Here is a 17,211-nt window from a genome sequence, read left to right on the forward strand (position 1 = left end):
AATTAATCGTAGTAATCTTTTCATTTCCACTGAAAACACCGACCCAATGTCCTTTCATGTTGTCATTCTCCATATCAAACTCCCACAGGTAATAAGGTTCTTGCCTTGTTACTGTGAAAGTTGTCCTATATTCACTCTTTGTTATCTCGACAAATTGTGTGTCCGATACAACCTCTATTTTCTCAATATCACTTCTCCACGAACAGTCCGAAACCGAAGTTACAACTTCCCAGACTCTCTGCAAAGCGTATGGAAACGTAGCTTTTATATTTGATGTTATCAAGATTTGTGACCAATGAATCGATTCAGGACGATGGTATTGAGTTCAAGCGTAATACCCCATTGCACCAATTCTGGCATGGGTGCGAGTGTGGCACAGGCTTGGCAGATTTCGGTCTCGGTGTCAGTGCAGCAGATGTAGGTCTGATTATTGCTGTCTCCCCCCTGCTGCCATGTGATATGTACGGTATTCATAATGTTTTTCCTTAATATGTAGCAATATCAATCACAAAACGATATTTCACATCGCTTTTTAGCATACGCTCATAAGCAGTATTGATGTCTGCCATATTAATCATTTCTACGTCCGACACGATATTATGCTCACCGCAGAAATCCAATAATTCTTGCGTTTCTTTAATGCCGCCAATCACAGAACCTGCGATAGAACGTCTGCCGAAAATCAATGGTGCAGTAGAAAATTCAGGGTGTTGCCCAATCAACCCTACAAATACCAAAGTACCATCTAATGCCAATGTCGGCATATAAGGGCTAACATCGTGGCTGTATGGCACGGTATCAATGATTAAATCAAACTGATTTGCTGCCGCTTTCATCTGCTCTTCATTGGTAGAAACGATGATTTGGCTTGCCCCTAAACGCAAAGCATCTTGTGATTTTGCAGGCGAACGAGTGAATAACGCCACTTCCGCCCCCAATGCTTTTGCCAATTTAATCGCCATGTGTCCTAGACCACCCAAACCTACAACTGCCACTTTTGAGCCTTTGCCTACATTCCAATGACGCAATGGCGACCAAGTAGTGATCCCAGCACATAATACTGGCGGTACCGCTTTGGTGTCTAAATTTTCAGGCACACTTAACACGAACGCTTCACTCACTACAATGTCTTTAGAATAGCCACCGTAAGTTGGTGTGTGATCGTGACGATCGACACCGCCATAAGTTTGCGTTGAACCTTGTTCGCAGTACTGTTCTAAATCATGTTGACAAGGATTACAAGTACGGCAAGAATCGACTAAACAACCTACACCAACCAAGTCGCCAACTTTAAATTTGCTCACCGCCGAACCAACTGCTTTTACACGTCCAACAATTTCATGTCCTGGCACAACAGGAAATTGCGACACGCCCCAGTCGTTACGAGCCATGTGTAAATCGGAATGGCACACACCTGTGTAAAGAATATCAATTTGCACATCATCTGCACGCAAAGCACGGCGTGGTACATTAAAGGGAACAAGTGGCTGAGTGGCAGATAACGCAGCGAAGCCTTTTACAGTATAAGTCATAAAAATTTCCTCCAATTAAATAATTGTTTAAATTATAACACAGCTTTGTAGCTGGCTAAGGTGTTCATTGCCATTGTTTTGAGTAGCCCTGTGTCCGCACCGACACCCAAAAAACGCACCCCCATATCCGCATATTTTTTCGCTTGTTCAGGGGTCAAGGCAATCGTCCCCACGATCACGCCAAGTTCTTGAATACGTTTAATCATATAATCCATTGCCTCAACCACTTCAGGGTGGAAAATATTCAAACCATGCCCCATATCCACAGCTAAATCAATCGGTCCTAAGAAAATCGCCTCCACACCTTGGGTTTTCACAATAGCTTCAAGATTTTCCATTCCCTTTTTGCTTTCAATTTGCAAAATCATCATACTTTCGGCTTCAATGCGATCTTGATAATCCATATAGGCACTAAAACGGCTGGCACGCACGGCAGGTGCACCCATTCCACGATTGCCACGACCTGGGTAGCTCGCCCAGTACATAATTTGTTCCGCTTCTTCGCCAGTTTCCACTTTTGGGAAAATGATATTTTGCACACCGCTATCCATTAACTGCTTGATAATACCAGAGTTTGCATCAGGCACACGCACCACTGGGGTCATACCATAAGGGGCAATGGCACGGCACGCATCTAAAATAGTTTGAATGGTATGCGGTCCGTGTTCTGCATCAATAAATAACCAGTCGTAATCGGTTGTCGCCAACACTTCTGCTACGTCTGCGGACGTAGTTTCAAAGCCGACACCAAATTGTAATTTGCCAGCTTCTACATTATGTTTGAAATGATTTTTTAAGTAATCTTGTTGAATAGCCATAATTTAAACTCTCTTGTATTGTTGATGTGTATAATTGTAATGGCTAAGGAAAATTTGGGGTAGCTTGATTGAGCAGGATATTTGCCTAATTCTCTAAATTTGCAAAAAGTCTAAAAAAAACACCGCACTTTTATCAAAAAAGTGCGGTGAAAAATCCAATAACTTTCCCAATCACGCTTTAGTAAAAATCACATCATCCGTCAAACGAGATTTTGGTAATTTTGCATTAAAATCCTCTTCCGCACGGTAGCCAAAAGCCACCACAGCCAACGAATGATAACCTTTTTCGCTCAAACCAAATTCAGCATCTAAAGTAGCAAAATCAGCCCCTTCCATTGGTACACTATCAACACCTAAGGCAGCCGCTGCCATTAAGGTGAAACCTAAGTTTAGATACACCTGTTTAGCAAACCAAATTGGCTCATCTTTTAATTCTTCACGGTGAATATTTAAAAATAAACAGCGAACGTCATTACCTGCTTTTTTCTGGTCTGCCGTAGCATAACGACCGTCTTTATCTTCCTGTGCTAATACAGCTTTTAAAAATTCATCGCTGGCTTGGTTTAAACAAGCAAAAACAACAACGTGTGAAGCATCTATTACTTTGTTTGCGTTAAATGGATAATTGGCAAATGCTTTGGCAATACGTGCTTTGCCTGCATCGTCATCGGCTATGATAAAATGCCAAGGTTGGATATTCACGCTAGACGGGCTTTGACGTAACGCATCTTGAATTTCTGCCCAATCTTGAGCTGAAATTTTACGGTTTGCATCAAAGACTTTGGTTGAATAACGTTGTGCGGTAAAAGTTGAAGTTTTCATTTGCTTTCCTTTTTTAGTGGGTTAATTTATAAAATATTATAAGGGATTTACTATTCTTGTACCAATTCATTTAACAGCTCATAGCTTCTATGCTGCTTATCTTCATCAAAAATATAACTCACCGCCATTAACTCTTCAAATTGCACTCGCTCACGCAAGGCATTTAATTGTTGTTTGACGGTATCAGGGCTACCAATAAGCGAGCAACTAGTCATAGCTTGCACCATAGCTTTTTCTTGCCCCATAAAAGGTAAATGAAAACCTTGCCAAAGGGCTTTCTCGGTTTCGAAAGGTGGTTGTACGGGGTTAGTTTGCCCAGTAACAACACCTAAAAATAGTTGGGTTTGGCTTGTAGCAAGGCTTTCGGCTTCACTATCAGTTTGTGCCACAATAGCATTTGCCCCCACGATCACATAAGGTTTATCCAACACCGCAGACGGCTTAAATTGTGAACGATAAATTTCTACTGCCATTTCTAAAAAACGGGGGGCAAAGTGTGAAGCAAAGGCATAAGGCAAACCAAGCTCGGCGGCTAAATAAGCAGATTCAGGGCTAGACCCTAAAATAATCATCGGCACATTTTGCCCGATTGCCATATAGGCTTTTACACTATCCTTGCGACTTTCTTCACTAAAATAACGGCGAAGTGTAGCAATATCTTCGGCAAAATCAGGATTAATATTGCCTCGTCTAAGAGCGGCAGCGGTCCGCATATCCGTTCCTGGGGCGCGTCCTAAACCAATTTCTACTCGGTTAGGATAAAGCTGGCTTAACGTGCCATATTGTTCAGCAACCTGTAATGGGCTGTGATTAGGCAACATCACGCCTCCCGCTCCCACCACAATTTTCTGAGTATTTGCCAACGTATGCTGAATGAATAATTGAGTAGAACTGCTTGCCATATTCGGCATATTGTGGTGTTCAGCAATCCAATAACGGCGAAAATTCAATCTTTCCGCTAGTTGAGCAAGGCGAGTCATGGCATCGACAGCTTGTACAAAATTTTGCCCTTGACGTAAGGGAACTAGATTTAATATTGAAAGATTAAGCATGGGATTTCCTTATTTCAGTTGGACTGAAAACGTAAAAGTGCGGTGTAATTTTGTTAATATTTTACCATTAACAAAACTATACCGCTTGCCTAATTATCTACTATTAGAGATCAAACGACTGAATTAAATTCACGTGCAAGCGGGTTTCCACATTACCACGCACCGCATTGGAATATGGGCAAACTTGGTGCGTACGTTCAATCAACTGGCGAGCTTGCTCTTCGTTAATCCCTGCCACTTCAATGGTAATATCAATGTCTAACGAGAATGTACCGTCTGGTTTTTGACCGATACCTACGCCGACTTTGCTTTTTGCAGATGTCGGTTTAATGCCTAATTGTCCAGACACCAAATTCATTGCACTATCAAAACACGCTGCATATCCCATGGCAAAAAGCTGTTCTGGGTTTGCCCCTTTTTTGTCAGTTTCTTGGAATGAAACCAAATCAAAACCTAATGAACCGTCATCTAATTGTGTACGACCTGAACGTCCGCCGACTGCTGTGGCACTGGTGCTGTAAAAAATTTTCATAACTTACTCCGATAATTTAAAGGGCGTTTTGCCCGTTGGGTTGAATTTTCTATTCCGTGTTGGAATGGGGATATTGTAGGGCGTATTGAAAATTTTGGTTAGCCTGTTTCGCTAGGATAGCTGCCTAATACTCCAAATTTACAAAATAAATGAGAAAAAAGACTGCACATTTTGCCTAATCCGACAAAGTGCGGTGTTTTTTATCGTGTTTTTGCAACTTGATTTTTCGGGCGGACACATGTGTATCGCCCCTACAATAAAACGCTCACAAGCCCTATGCTATAACAGAATAGTCTAAATAAAACGGCTTGCCTCTCAGTTTTTCAATCATCTATAATGTCATGACGATTTAATCAGGTTAGGATAATAATGTGAGGGAGATATGTTTATTAAAGGAATACTAGTTTCTGCTAGCTTGATTATGGCGATTGGAAGCCAAAATCTGTTTGTATTAAAAAATGGGCTGCGACAAAATCATGTGTTGCTGATTTGCTTGGTATGTTTTTTGTGTGATTTTGTGTTGATAAGCATTGGCGTAATGGGCGTTGGGGCGTTATTTGCACAAAATCCTTATTTCAGTGCCGCTTTGGCACTGTTGGGGGGATTATTTCTGCTGACTTATGGTTTTTGGGCGTTCAAAAGCTCGCTCTACCCACAAAACAAGTTGGATTTGAGCGGTGAACAAGTAAAATTCAGTGCAAAAAACACGCTGTTTGCCACCTTAGCGATTACCTTGCTCAATCCGCATGTGTATTTAGATACGGTGGTGATTCTCGGCGGTATCGCTGGGACGATGAGTTTTGACGAAAAATTACTGTTTTTAATAGGGGCATCGCTATCGTCTTTTGTGTGGTTTTTCGGCTTGGGATTTGGGGCAAAATTGCTCATTCCCTTGTTCAAAAATCCTACATCATGGCGTGTACTGGATTTTGTGGTAGGTTGTATCATGTTTTGGATCGCCTATGAATTGTTGAGTTTTTTTGTGCGAGTTTTGGTGTAGATTTTGTATTTACACCATTATCAACAAAGACCCAAAGACTTATTAATCCACTGATATTTTAATCAGCCCCCAAAAACTTAGACACTCACATCAAGGATAAAAAAATGCTTTCTACTCACATCACCCAATCCCTACTTGCCATTTGCCCCAAAAACAGCATCTGGCAAACACCAATAGACGGCTTGTTTTTACACCATTTAGACAAACCTATGACAATGAACGCCTTTCGCCAAAACCCCAGTTTATGCGTGGTGTTAATGGGCGAACGTCAGTTGTGTATCGGCGATAAATGTAGCCGTTTTAATCAAGACAATATGAGCCTTTGCCCTGTCAACACCCCTGTGATGATGACGGTCGATCACGCTACGCCGAATAAGCCTTATTTTGCTCTATCATTGCAGTTTGATTTAAATCTCGTTGCCAAAGTCGCCGCCCAATTAGACTTGCACAATTCAACAAAAAACACAGTACAAGCCAAAGATTTTCTAACGCTATTTAACCCGAGTCAAGAGTTAATCAATGCCCTAGAACGCTTGCTTGCCTTGCTTTATTCACCAAACTCAGAACAAAAGATCGCCATGCTCGCTCCACTGTATTTACAGGAAATTTACTACTATCTGCTTACCAGTCCACAAGGCGACAAACTGCGTGAACTATGCCGACAAGGTAGCCATGCCGAACGGATTTTTAAGGCGACCACTTGGCTTAATCAGCATTTTAACGATCCGTTAAATATTGCCGAGTTGGCGAATTTATGCGGTATGAGTGAATCAGGCTTTTATCAGCATTTCCGCCAAATCACCCAGCAAAGTCCGTTGCAATATCAAAAAAATTTGCGTTTAACCGAAGCTCAACGCCTGATTCAACAAGGCGGTAATAGCATTTCTCAAATTGCCTATGATGTGGGTTATGAAAGCCCAAGCCAATTTAGTCGGGAATATAAACGGTATTTTGGACGAGTACCGAGTGAGGAAATTTAGCTGACAGCTATATTTTCCCAATCTTCAAAATTTCTCCAACAATATAAAGATAAAGAATTGGTTTATCCATACAAAACAACCAAAATGTATGGTTAGCCATATATTGGCACTTGTTGCTGTTGGTTGTTTCAGTTGGTAATCAATTTATAATAATAACCATTGAAAGCCAACGAGCTTCATGTAATTAATCACTCAATTAGGAGAGCAAAAATGTCAAATATTCGTTCAATCATCAACGGTCAAGAAATCAGCGAAATTGAATTACTTCGCAAAGAATTAGAACGTGCTTATATCGCTTTAGATTTAATCAAAACTAAATTAGGACACGAAGGTGTAGATCGTATTCTTAAACAAGAAATGGACGAAATGGATGTGAAATTCCAACACTTCGCAAACACTTGCGATGGTGAGTTGGTGTTAAGCCAAGCTGTGATGCAAGTTGACGGCTTGAAAGCAGAAGACTTCTTAAAATGTTTCCGTACATTCAGCGAGCAAACCAACTGGAAAGCGAACCCTGAGCATTACATGATTAAAGATACCGAGGGTGGCAATCGCCGTATTATTGAAACCGTGGGCTGTTGGGATAAACCAGTGAATTTAATCGGTAAATTCTACCCAAATATTGAAAATGCTCCAGCACAAGCGAAAGCGATTCGTGATGAAGCAAAATATCCGTATGTAAATTACATTTCTTGCCCTGTGATTGAGGGTGATCACTCAACTGCCGTAGCAGCATTCCACCAGTTCCGCAATACTGACACTGGTTGCGAAGTGTTACTTGGTGTATTTATGCCAAAAGGAGTAGATCAAGAAATGATTGAGGGTCATAAATGGCACTTAGCGATTGAATGGCGTAACTGGGCGAGAATGGCAATGGAACAGCTTGCTAAAGAGAAAGCATAATTTTCTATTAACAAGGAAACAACGATGAAATTCATTAAATTAATTCCCGTAATTTTCACCGCACTTTTCACTGGCTCAGCATTCTCAACCCCAGCTTATGTTATCGGTGAAGTAAATGTTACGAACCAAGCAGGAATGCAAGAATATCGTGCAGGTTTTATAGATTCACTTAAACCTTTCGGTGGCAAAGTGATTGTGAAAGCCACCAAGCCTGATATGAAAGAGGGTGAAAGCAATGGTGTAGTGAGTATTATTGAGTTCGCAACTCTTGAGCAAGCTCAAGCATGGTACAACTCAGATTTCTATCAAAAAATCAATAAAAGTCGCAAAGACAGTAGCACATCTCGAGTGTTAATTGTTGAAGCAACAGAAGCAAAATAAGGAGCTTACCATGATGAACTGGTATCGTCATAACTGGTATTATGTGGGCTTGATGATTTTTATCGCCCTTGCCTTTTATCTACCACTTTTTGGGGTACAACACTTAAGTCATATCCAAGTAATTTTAACGTTGAGCTGGATGGCATTTTTGGTACATCAGTTTGAAGAATACGGTTTACCAGGTGGATTTCCGAGCATTTTTAATATTGTTTTGCAGGGTAATCACAATGATGATTTTAACCGTTATCCGACTAATGCAAATTTGGTGATGATTGACAATGTATTTTTGGCGTATCCGTTTTATATTATTCCAATCTTCTTCCCTGATTGCATTTGGTTAAGTTTAATTCAATTAGGACAAGCTGTTGCACAATATACCAATCACGGCATCACCAGTAAAAAATTAGGTAAATTATATAATCCTGGTTTAGGTTCTATTGTGTTCTTACATACGCCGTTATTGGTTTATTATATTTGCTATGTTGAAAGCCAAAACTTAGCCACTGCAAGCGATTATTTAATTGGTTTTATTGGTTCTTTTGCAGCCTTATTGGTGTTGTGGATTATCCCAATCCTTGTACTCAAAGACCGCAACAGCCCATACCCATATCGTGAAGATCGTATTTGGGGTTATGCGAAAGAGCGTGTAATGGAAATTAAAAACGGCAAATAATGTTAGGAGGGGGAATATTGATATATTCGCCCTATGTTCAATATAAAGAGGAGAAATATTATGGCTAAAATCAGTATTTTTGGTGGAAAAGGTATGATTGGTTCACAAATTACTGCACTTTTTGAGCGTTGCGGTAACGATGTAGAAACTATCGGGCGAGATTATGACGGACACGAATTAGGCGATATTATCGTTTTAGCCGTAAAATTCCCTGATCTTGCCCCATTAGTAGAAACTCACGGCAAACATTTTGCCGGCAAAATCGTGATTGATATTACCAACCCAATTAGCTTTGGTAATCTTGATGAATTGCTGGTACCACAAGGCACATCTAGTGCAGAAATTTTGGCGGAAAAATTACCACAAAGCCAAGTAGTAAAAGGGTTTAATATCAACTTTTCTAACTCGGTCGCCAACGCCCAAGTTAAAGGCAACCCAGCAAGTTTTGTCTTTGCTAGTGACAGTAGCGAAGCGAAACAAGCCATTTTCACTGCCCTTGAAAAAAGTGGGGCGAAATTGGTGGATGCGGGTAATTTGCAAAAAGCAAGATTGTTAGAGAGTGCAGGCTTACTGCTGATTAATCTAGCAGTGAGCGGACAAATCCAGCGTGATGGCGGTTTGGTAATTGTTTAATTATTTGTCACGAAAAGCACCGCACTTTTAGATAGCAAAAGTTAAATAGCCAAAGTGCGGTGTTTTTTTACCCTTTTTTCTCGGTTGCAATATCTAGTGTATTCTGCCATAAGGTCATAATTCTTTTCGCATTCGGTTTTTCATCTTTTTCAAAGAAAAAGCGGATAGCGGTTAAAAATGAATGGGCAAATAACAGTGATTGCAACGGTAAATCTTGTTCGCTCACACTTTTTCCGTGGGCTAATTGGATAAAAGATTGTTGAAACATTTTCACCATATCATCAAATAGATGATGGCGTGGGGTATGCACTTTCCATAAGGCTAATAAAAGATGACGAAGTTCGTACCATTTAGGCATAGCCATTTCAAAAAAATGTTCTAAATTCTCTGTTTGTTGGCGTTGTTCAATTAATTGTTTTATCTCGGTTTTTAAATCCAAAATCATCTGTCCCACAAGATCATCTTTGCCTGAATAATAGGTGTAAAAGGTAGAACGATTCACCATGGCAGCATCTAAAATATCTTGTACATTGATATCGTGATAGCTTTTTTGGTTGAGCAATGCAATTAAACCTTGGCGAATAAGTTTGTGGCTGCGGATAATTCTTAAATCGGTTTTAGATTCTGTCATGAGTTTATTCCTATCCTGTTAATTATTTATCATTTTCAACACTTCATTATACAGCAAAGGTAATTCCGTCACCCCTTGTCTATCCAGAAAATGGTGATAACCAGAAACTTCAATATAATTCGCTTGCAGATTTTGAGCTAAATGGCGAGTAAATTGTACATTCACCACATCATCATCGTCCGATGCAATTACCACACGTTGCGGAATTTGATCAATAAGTGCGGTGAAATTTAAGCGAGTTTCATTAAACTTATCCAATTCAGGCAAATTCGGTAATTTTTCCGCAAAACCAGCCACTAAAATTACTCCACCAACGTTTATTTTTGCTTGTTGTAGAAAACGTAAGGTCGCAATACAACCTAAACTATGCCCGATAAAATAACTATTTTGATCGAGTTGGTGAATATTGTTTTGATGAAAAGTCAACCATTCCTGCGGATCGGGTTGACTAGAATTTGGCATATCAAAAATTTGCGTAGCAATATTTCGATTTTCTAACCGCACTTTTAACCAAGGAAACCAATGTTTTTGTGAATTTGCGGTGTAACCATGAGTAATATAAATATTATTTAGCATAAAACCCCTACTTTTAAGGTTAGATTTGGTGTTTTTTCAGATTTCTATCTATTTTTGATTGACTAAACAGCATTTTCGTTTATATTTTCGGATCTATTGTTTAATTCACATTATTATAAGGGGGTAGAATGAGTCATTCTACACGTGAAACTTTTTCTGGACGCAGAGCGTTCATTCTTGCCGCCATTGGTTCAGCGGTTGGTTTGGGAAACATTTGGCGTTTTCCTTACACAACTTATGAAAATGGAGGCGGTGCATTTATTATACCTTATTTGATCGCATTATTAACCGCAGGTATTCCATTATTATTCTTAGACTATGCTATCGGACATCGTCATCGTGGTGGTGCTCCATTGTCTTATCGTCGTTTCAGTAAACATTTTGAAACGTTCGGTTGGTGGCAAGTGATGGTCAATGTGATTATTGGTATTTACTATGCGGTAGTACTTGGCTGGGCAGCAACCTATACCTATTTTTCTTTCACCAAAGCATGGGGGGATAAACCCGTTGATTTCTTCGTGGGTGAATTCTTAAAAATGGGCGATGTTACTCAAGGCGTTAGCTTTGAATTTGTTGGCATGGTGGTTGGTCCATTAATTGCAGTATGGATTGTTGCCTTAGCAGTTTTAGCCTTAGGCGTACAAAAAGGGATTGCCAAAAGCTCTTCTATTTTAATGCCATTGTTAGTGGTAATGTTCTTAACCTTAGTGGTTTCTGCATTATTCTTACCTGGGGCAGCAAAAGGTTTAGATGCACTATTTACCCCAGATTGGTCAAAACTGTCCAATCCTAGCGTATGGATTGCTGCTTACGGACAAATCTTCTTCTCATTATCTATCTGTTTCGGGATTATGATCACCTACGCCTCTTACTTGAAAAAAGATTCTGATTTAACAGGTTCAGGTTTAGTGGTAGGTTTTGCTAACTCTAGTTTTGAAGTATTAGCAGGGATCGGGGTCTTTGCTGCACTTGGTTTTATGGCAACCGCGGGTGGTCAGGAAGTGAGTGAAGTAGCAAAAGGTGGTATCGGTTTAGCTTTCTTTGCATTCCCAACTATTATTAATGAAGCACCATTTGGTCAAGTGCTTGGCGTGTTATTCTTTGGTTCACTGACCTTTGCTGCATTAACCTCGTTTATTTCGGTGATTGAGGTCATTATTTCTGCTGTACAAGATAAACTTCGTATTCGTCGCTCGAAAGTTACTTTCTTAGTAGGCTTACCAATGATGGTGGTTTCAGTATTCTTATTTGGTACAACAACAGGCTTACCAATGCTTGATGTAATGGATAAATTCGTCAACTATTTCGGTATTGTTGCTGTGGCATTCGTGTCATTAATTGCGATTGTGGCTAACGAAAAACTAGGTATATTGGGTAATCATTTAAATGAAACCTCATCATTCAAAGTGGGTTTTGTATGGCGTTTATGTATCGTTATCACGACAGGTATTTTAGCCTTTATGTTATTAAGTGAGGGTGCAAAAGTATTTAGTGAGGGTTATGAAGGCTATCCAAGCTGGTTTGTTAATACCTTTGGTTGGGGAATGGCAATCGCCTTAGTTGTCGTTTCTATTTTACTCTCTCGCTTAAAATGGAAAGATGAAGTTTTAGCAGAACACCACGCTGAAGAAGGGGAATAAGATGAGTACTAGTGCAATTATTATGATGATTGTCGCCCTAGGTATTATTTGGGGTGGATTGTTAGTTTCGCTTTATATTTTACCAAAAGACTAAAGCGTAATTTTGATAGAAAAAACCGTATTTTTTAATAAATACGGTTTTTTTTATTAAATTTGTGATCTCGATCACTTTATTTTAACGTAAATTTGTTGCAAAAATAATCATTAAGAGTAAATTTATCTATTAGCTGAAACGTTACAGTTTTGCAAAAATTCCAATTCTAAACTTAATGGAGATCTGAAATGACTCATCTTATCGTTGCAACACACGGTAAATTTTCTGAAGAAATCGTCAACTCTGCAGCAATGGTTTTCGGTGAAGATGAAAATACCCATGTTGTTACTTTCCTACCTGGTGAAGGTGGCGATGATTTAGTGGCGAAATATCAAGCCATTATTGCCAATTTACCCGAAAATGAACCCGTATTATTCCTTGTAGATTTATTCGGGGGCAGTCCTTATAACGCAGCAGCTCGTGTGGTAACACAACGTGACAATACTGATATTGTAACGGGAATTAGCTTACCAATGTTGCTTGAAACCCTTGATGCAAAAGATAGCTGTTCTCTTGCAGAATTGGTGGAAACCGCTAAAGAAGTCGGCGTGCAAGCAGTAAAATCGTTCCGCCAGCCTGAACCTAAAGCGACACCAACAAAATCCGTTTCTACCGCTCCAGTTTCCACTGTTCCAACTTCAAGCGAAAAATCTCCGACACAGCTCAATGGCAATTTGAATATTTCTCTATTGCGAATTGATGATCGTTTAATTCACGGTCAAGTGGCAACATCTTGGGCGAAAGCAGTGAAATGTGAAGCGATTTTTGCGATTAATGATGATGTGGCGAAAGATGATCTCCGCCGTGAATTGTTACTACAAATCGTGCCACCTGGCTTGAAAGGTTATGTGATCCCTGTGGAAAAAGCCATTAAGGTGTATCACAACCCGAAATATACTGGCAAAAATATTTTATGGTTAGTCACCAAACCTGCTGATGTACTTCGTTTAATTGAAGGTGGCGTGAAAATCAACAAAATTAACGTAGGCGGTATGACCTATAAAGACGGTAATAAAATGCTCTCTGATGCGGTAACGGTCGGTAAAGCAGATGTGGAAGCCTTTAAGAAATTATTGGATTTAGGGGTGGAATTGACCATGCAAAAAGTCGCTACCAACCCGAAAGTAGAAATTACCAAAGCAAAATTAGATGCACTTCAATTCTAAGGATACATTATGACAACGATTGAAATTATTTTAGTGACGCTTGTCGCTGCAATTTGTGGTATGGGGTCCGTATTAGACGAACGTCAGACTCACCGTCCATTAGTCGCTTGTACACTCATCGGTTGGGTATTAGGTGATTTACAAACAGGTATTATCGTAGGCGGTACACTGGAAATGTTAGCCCTTGGTTGGATGAACGTAGGGGCAGCAATGGCACCTGATGCAGCATTAGCATCAGTCATTGCAGCAATCCTTGTGATCAAAGGCGGTCAAGATAAAGGCACTGCGATTGCGATTGCCATTCCTGTGGCAGCAGCAGGGCAAGTGCTGACTATCTTCGTGCGAACACTCACCATTTTCTTACAACATAAAGCTGATGATTATGCCGAAAAAGCCAACTTCCGAGGCATTGAGCTTTGCCATTTTGCAGGGCTTTCCTTACAAGGTTTGCGTGTAGCAGTTCCAACTTTAGCGGTAGCCTTAGTGGCAGGCACAGATACGGTAACAGCCGCCTTAGATGCCATTCCTGAAGTGGTAACACGTGGCTTACAAATTGCAGGTGGATTTATCGTGGTGGTCGGTTATGCCATGGTGATCAATATGATGAGAGCTGGTGCATTAATGCCATTCTTCTTTATTGGTTTCGTGATTGCCTCATTCTCCAACTACAACTTAGTCGGATTAGGTTTCTTAGGGGCGTGTTTAGCCTTAATTTACATTCAGTTAAACCCACAATTTAACCAATCAAAAGCCGTAGCAAGCCAACACAAAAAAGAGCTTGCTGATGATGAACTTGAAGGTCTATAAGAAGGAATTTTAAAATGTCTGAGAAAAAACAATTAACCCAAGCGGATATTCGTGCAACCTATTGGCGTTCCACCTTTTTACTAGGGTCTTTCAATTTTGAACGTATGCAATCAATGGGCTTTTGTGTGTCAATGATCCCTGCAATCAAACGCCTTTATAGCGATAAAAATGACCAAGTTGCAGCGTTAAGACGGCACCTTGAATTTTTCAACACACAACCTTGGGTCGGTTCTGCTATTATGGGTGTAACCGCTGCGATGGAACAAGAACGAGCCAATGGTGCAGAAATTGATGATGCCGCAATAAGCGGTGTTAAAGTCGGTTTAATGGGACCTTTAGCTGGTGTAGGCGACCCAATTTTCTGGGGAACCTTACGTCCTGTACTTGCAGCTCTTGGTGCGGGTTTAGCCATTAGTGGTAGCTTACTTGGTCCATTGTTATTCTTTGTGTTAATCAATCTTGCCCGTGCGGCAACCCGTTGGTATGGGTTCAAATATGGTTATCAAAAAGGAACAGAAATCGTTGGCGATATGGGTGGCGGTCGTTTACAAAAAGTTACGCAAGGAGCATCCATTCTCGGCTTGTTTGTCATGGGATCGCTAGTATCAAAATGGACCAGTATTAACATTCCATTAGAACTTTCTCGTTATACCAACCAAGCAGGTCAAGAAGTAGTAACAACAGTACAAAGCGTGCTAAACGATCTTTTACCTGGGTTAGCCGCATTGGTGTTGACATTTATTTGTATGGCATTATTACGCCGTAAAATTAATGCGATGTATATCATCTTTGCCTTGTTTGGGGTGGGGATTGTAGGGTATCATTTTGGTATCTTAGCGTAGTTCTCTTACTTTCTTTGCTTGTGCAAAGAAAGTAAACAAAGAAACACACCCCGACTTCACCGCTTTTCTTTGCTTTATTGAAATTTTCTTAACGGGAAAATCGCAACTCGCTACGCTCACAAACGCTTTAGCGTTTGAACGTTGCTTTAGCAACGACCCGTAGGGCGAACGCAGTGAGTAAACAAGGCGATTTTCCCTAAAAATTTCAAGTCGCAAAGGCGGTTCAGACGGGGTCTCAATTTAAATGAGAGTAATCAAAGTGCGGTGATTTTTTTCCGCACTTTAAATTTTGGACGATAGATAATTATGAATATTAAACAATTATTACAATCACCACCATCTGAAACATACATCAAAAATTCTTCCAGATTTATCACCGCACTTTTTATTCTAGCAGGCATATTGTATTACCCCACTCACGGCTATGGTTCAGTAATCGTGTTATGTTTTGCGATTTTTGTATTACTCGGACAAAAAATATTGCTGTCACAAGCCAATAAAGATTTTCGTGAGATGTATATGGCAAAACAAAAATTTGAACAAAGCCAAAATAAAGATTATTTACGTTATATTGATGCTCGTTCTGCTCAAATGTTGCGAGATAACAAAGTATTATCTGATAAAGCAAAAAAAGAAATTGCAATGTTGAGAGATTATGTGGTGCAATATCTAAATTAAAAGCTCAAGATAATAAAAAAATGAAAACAAAAACCTTAGTTGTTGATTTAGATGGCACGTTAGTTTTAACCGATACATTACACGAATCCTTGATCTCACTAATCAAATGTGACCCATTAAATCTGCTTAGAATACCTTTTAAACTGAAATTGGGTAAGGCTGGATTTAAAAAATGGGTGAGCGAACACTCAGATTTGGAAGTTGAAACCTTACCATATCGAAAAGATCTGATTACTTATTTGACAACCGAAAAAGAAAATGGCACCAATATTGTGCTTGCCACAGCGGCTTACGCTAAAATTGCTCATAAAGTTGCTAACTATTTAGCATTGTTTGATGAGGTATTATCAACAACAGATTGTTCTGTAAATTTGAAAGGGAAAAATAAACTAATCGCAATACAAGAAAAATTCGGTGATGAATTTACTTATATTGGGGATAATGCGGCGGATTTGGGGATTTGGGAAGAAAGCCAATCTGCAATTATTGTTGGATCAGACGTGCAATCGCTTTCTCATCTTGCCGTTAAAAAGGGGATTAAAATTGAAAAAACCTTTGAGAACCCCAAACAAACCTTTTTTATTTGGTTAAAAGCTATTCGTCTTCATCAGTGGCTAAAAAATATTCTTTTATTTATCCCTATATTAACTGCATTTGAATTTTTCCATTTTGGCAAAATTGAACTTGTTTTTTGGGCGTTTTTAACATTTTCTCTGGGAGCATCTGCAACATATATTTTGAATGATTTATGGGATTTAAATAATGATAGAAAACATTATCAAAAGTCTAAACGCCCTTTTGCATTAGGTGTATTGCCCATTTATCAAGGAGGAATAGTCAGTATTGTGTTATTGGCTTTTACCTTGATTTTTTCTTTTATCATATCGTGGAAATTCGCAATTACTTTTGTCCTTTATTTGATATTAACCACAATATATAGTTTAAAATTAAAGAAAATTGTACTAGTTGATATTATTATACTTTCGATACTTTATACGTTGCGAATTATTGCAGGTGGTATTGTTGCGAATATTCCTGTCAGTTATTGGTTAATGATATTTTCTATTTTCATCTTTTTAAGTTTGGCGACTGTTAAACGTTGTGCTGAACTTGTTGCTGCTAAAAATAGCAATAAAAAATTAGCAGGTCGAGGATATGTTAAATCTGATTTAGATATTTTATATCCATTGGGTGTTTCTTCTTTTGTAGGGGCAGTCATTTTATTTGGTTTATATATTAATGATGTCATCGTGTTATCCCATTACAAAACACCTGAATTACTTTGGGGTGTGCAGATTCTTTTAATTTATATCCTAGGACATCTTTGGATTGAAACGAAACGTGGTCTGATGAATGATGATCCTGTTGTTTATTTAATAAAAAATAAACCAAGTATATTGACGATATTTTTGTCAATTATGTTGGTAGTATTAGCGAAATTTTTATAGGAA

General features: G+C 39.3%; 21 protein-coding genes. 13 read left to right on the top strand and 8 right to left on the bottom strand.

Annotated features, from left to right (window positions below):
* Positions 1–279 precede the first annotated feature (279 nt).
* From O1Q81_RS01395 to O1Q81_RS01420, 6 genes are all read right to left on the bottom strand, one after another.
* The gene (locus O1Q81_RS01395; protein WP_386688804.1) at positions 280–474 is read right to left on the bottom strand and encodes a hypothetical protein; all 195 of its coding nucleotides are present in this window, start codon (positions 472–474) and stop codon (positions 280–282) included.
* An 11-nt stretch (positions 475–485) separates the two neighbouring features.
* Positions 486–1,532 (bottom strand): NAD(P)-dependent alcohol dehydrogenase, encoded by a 1,047-nt coding sequence (locus tag O1Q81_RS01400; protein ID WP_386697830.1) that lies wholly within the window; start codon positions 1,530–1,532, stop codon positions 486–488.
* A gap of 32 nt (positions 1,533–1,564) precedes the next feature.
* Complete coding sequence (locus tag O1Q81_RS01405) at positions 1,565–2,350, bottom strand: HpcH/HpaI aldolase/citrate lyase family protein (protein WP_386697832.1); 786 nt, start codon at positions 2,348–2,350, stop codon at positions 1,565–1,567.
* A gap of 171 nt (positions 2,351–2,521) precedes the next feature.
* On the bottom strand, positions 2,522–3,172 hold the full coding sequence (nfsB, locus tag O1Q81_RS01410; protein WP_386691940.1) for an oxygen-insensitive NAD(P)H nitroreductase: 651 nt from the start codon (positions 3,170–3,172) through the stop codon (positions 2,522–2,524).
* 50 nt (positions 3,173–3,222) lie between these two features.
* Entirely contained in the window at positions 3,223–4,224 is a 1,002-nt protein-coding gene (locus O1Q81_RS01415; protein WP_386697834.1) for an LLM class flavin-dependent oxidoreductase, read from the bottom strand.
* A gap of 103 nt (positions 4,225–4,327) precedes the next feature.
* Positions 4,328–4,756: an organic hydroperoxide resistance protein gene (locus O1Q81_RS01420; RefSeq protein ID WP_386697836.1), complete on the bottom strand. Its 429-nt coding sequence runs from the start codon at positions 4,754–4,756 to the stop codon at positions 4,328–4,330.
* Between the two features lie 382 nt (positions 4,757–5,138).
* Here O1Q81_RS01420 and O1Q81_RS01425 point away from each other — a divergent pair, with 382 nt between their 5' ends.
* The 6 genes from O1Q81_RS01425 (at position 5,139) to O1Q81_RS01450 (ending at position 9,326) form a co-directional block, all read left to right on the top strand.
* Entirely contained in the window at positions 5,139–5,756 is a 618-nt protein-coding gene (locus O1Q81_RS01425) for a LysE/ArgO family amino acid transporter (RefSeq protein WP_386697838.1), read from the top strand.
* Between the two features lie 104 nt (positions 5,757–5,860).
* Positions 5,861–6,736, top strand: a complete 876-nt coding sequence (locus O1Q81_RS01430) for an AraC family transcriptional regulator N-terminal domain-containing protein (protein WP_386697839.1) — start codon at positions 5,861–5,863, stop codon at positions 6,734–6,736.
* 210 nt (positions 6,737–6,946) lie between these two features.
* On the top strand, positions 6,947–7,639 hold the full coding sequence (locus tag O1Q81_RS01435; RefSeq protein WP_386688784.1) for a hypothetical protein: 693 nt from the start codon (positions 6,947–6,949) through the stop codon (positions 7,637–7,639).
* A gap of 24 nt (positions 7,640–7,663) precedes the next feature.
* Positions 7,664–8,020, top strand: coding sequence for a DUF1330 domain-containing protein (locus tag O1Q81_RS01440; protein WP_386697841.1), 357 nt, complete (start codon positions 7,664–7,666; stop codon positions 8,018–8,020).
* Positions 8,021–8,030: 10 nt separating this feature from the next.
* Positions 8,031–8,693 carry an HXXEE domain-containing protein gene (locus O1Q81_RS01445; protein ID WP_386691951.1) on the top strand — a complete coding sequence of 221 codons (663 nt, stop codon included), beginning with the start codon at positions 8,031–8,033 and terminating at the stop codon, positions 8,691–8,693.
* A 60-nt stretch (positions 8,694–8,753) separates the two neighbouring features.
* The gene (locus O1Q81_RS01450; RefSeq protein WP_386695289.1) at positions 8,754–9,326 is read left to right on the top strand and encodes an NADPH-dependent F420 reductase; all 573 of its coding nucleotides are present in this window, start codon (positions 8,754–8,756) and stop codon (positions 9,324–9,326) included.
* A 67-nt stretch (positions 9,327–9,393) separates the two neighbouring features.
* On the opposite strand, the gene O1Q81_RS01455 is transcribed toward O1Q81_RS01450, so the two are convergent.
* Positions 9,394–9,957: a TetR/AcrR family transcriptional regulator gene (locus tag O1Q81_RS01455; protein WP_386695291.1), complete on the bottom strand. Its 564-nt coding sequence runs from the start codon at positions 9,955–9,957 to the stop codon at positions 9,394–9,396.
* 18 nt (positions 9,958–9,975) lie between these two features.
* The gene (locus tag O1Q81_RS01460; protein WP_386697843.1) at positions 9,976–10,533 is read right to left on the bottom strand and encodes an RBBP9/YdeN family alpha/beta hydrolase; all 558 of its coding nucleotides are present in this window, start codon (positions 10,531–10,533) and stop codon (positions 9,976–9,978) included.
* A 128-nt stretch (positions 10,534–10,661) separates the two neighbouring features.
* Here O1Q81_RS01460 and O1Q81_RS01465 point away from each other — a divergent pair, with 128 nt between their 5' ends.
* The 7 genes from O1Q81_RS01465 to O1Q81_RS01495 all read left to right on the top strand — a co-directional run bounded on the left by O1Q81_RS01465 (position 10,662) and on the right by O1Q81_RS01495 (position 17,208).
* Positions 10,662–12,173: a sodium-dependent transporter gene (locus O1Q81_RS01465; protein WP_386697845.1), complete on the top strand. Its 1,512-nt coding sequence runs from the start codon at positions 10,662–10,664 to the stop codon at positions 12,171–12,173.
* A 1-nt stretch (position 12,174) separates the two neighbouring features.
* Entirely contained in the window at positions 12,175–12,267 is a 93-nt protein-coding gene (locus O1Q81_RS01470) for a methionine/alanine import family NSS transporter small subunit (protein WP_132299703.1), read from the top strand.
* Positions 12,268–12,455: 188 nt separating this feature from the next.
* Positions 12,456–13,433: a mannose/fructose/sorbose PTS transporter subunit IIB gene (locus tag O1Q81_RS01475; RefSeq protein ID WP_386688765.1), complete on the top strand. Its 978-nt coding sequence runs from the start codon at positions 12,456–12,458 to the stop codon at positions 13,431–13,433.
* A gap of 9 nt (positions 13,434–13,442) precedes the next feature.
* A complete protein-coding gene (locus O1Q81_RS01480) occupies positions 13,443–14,240 on the top strand; it encodes a PTS mannose/fructose/sorbose transporter subunit IIC (RefSeq protein ID WP_386697847.1) in 798 nt (265 codons plus the stop codon).
* A gap of 14 nt (positions 14,241–14,254) precedes the next feature.
* On the top strand, positions 14,255–15,082 hold the full coding sequence (gene manZ, locus O1Q81_RS01485) for a PTS mannose transporter subunit IID (RefSeq protein ID WP_386691925.1): 828 nt from the start codon (positions 14,255–14,257) through the stop codon (positions 15,080–15,082).
* A gap of 306 nt (positions 15,083–15,388) precedes the next feature.
* Entirely contained in the window at positions 15,389–15,760 is a 372-nt protein-coding gene (locus O1Q81_RS01490; RefSeq protein WP_386697850.1) for a hypothetical protein, read from the top strand.
* Between the two features lie 20 nt (positions 15,761–15,780).
* A complete protein-coding gene (locus O1Q81_RS01495; RefSeq protein ID WP_386697852.1) occupies positions 15,781–17,208 on the top strand; it encodes a UbiA family prenyltransferase in 1,428 nt (475 codons plus the stop codon).
* Positions 17,209–17,211 lie beyond the last annotated feature (3 nt).

Origin of the sequence: Lonepinella sp. MS14436 (genome assembly GCF_042470565.1) — a bacterium.
In the GTDB taxonomy this organism is placed as follows: Bacteria; Pseudomonadota; Gammaproteobacteria; order Enterobacterales; family Pasteurellaceae; genus Lonepinella.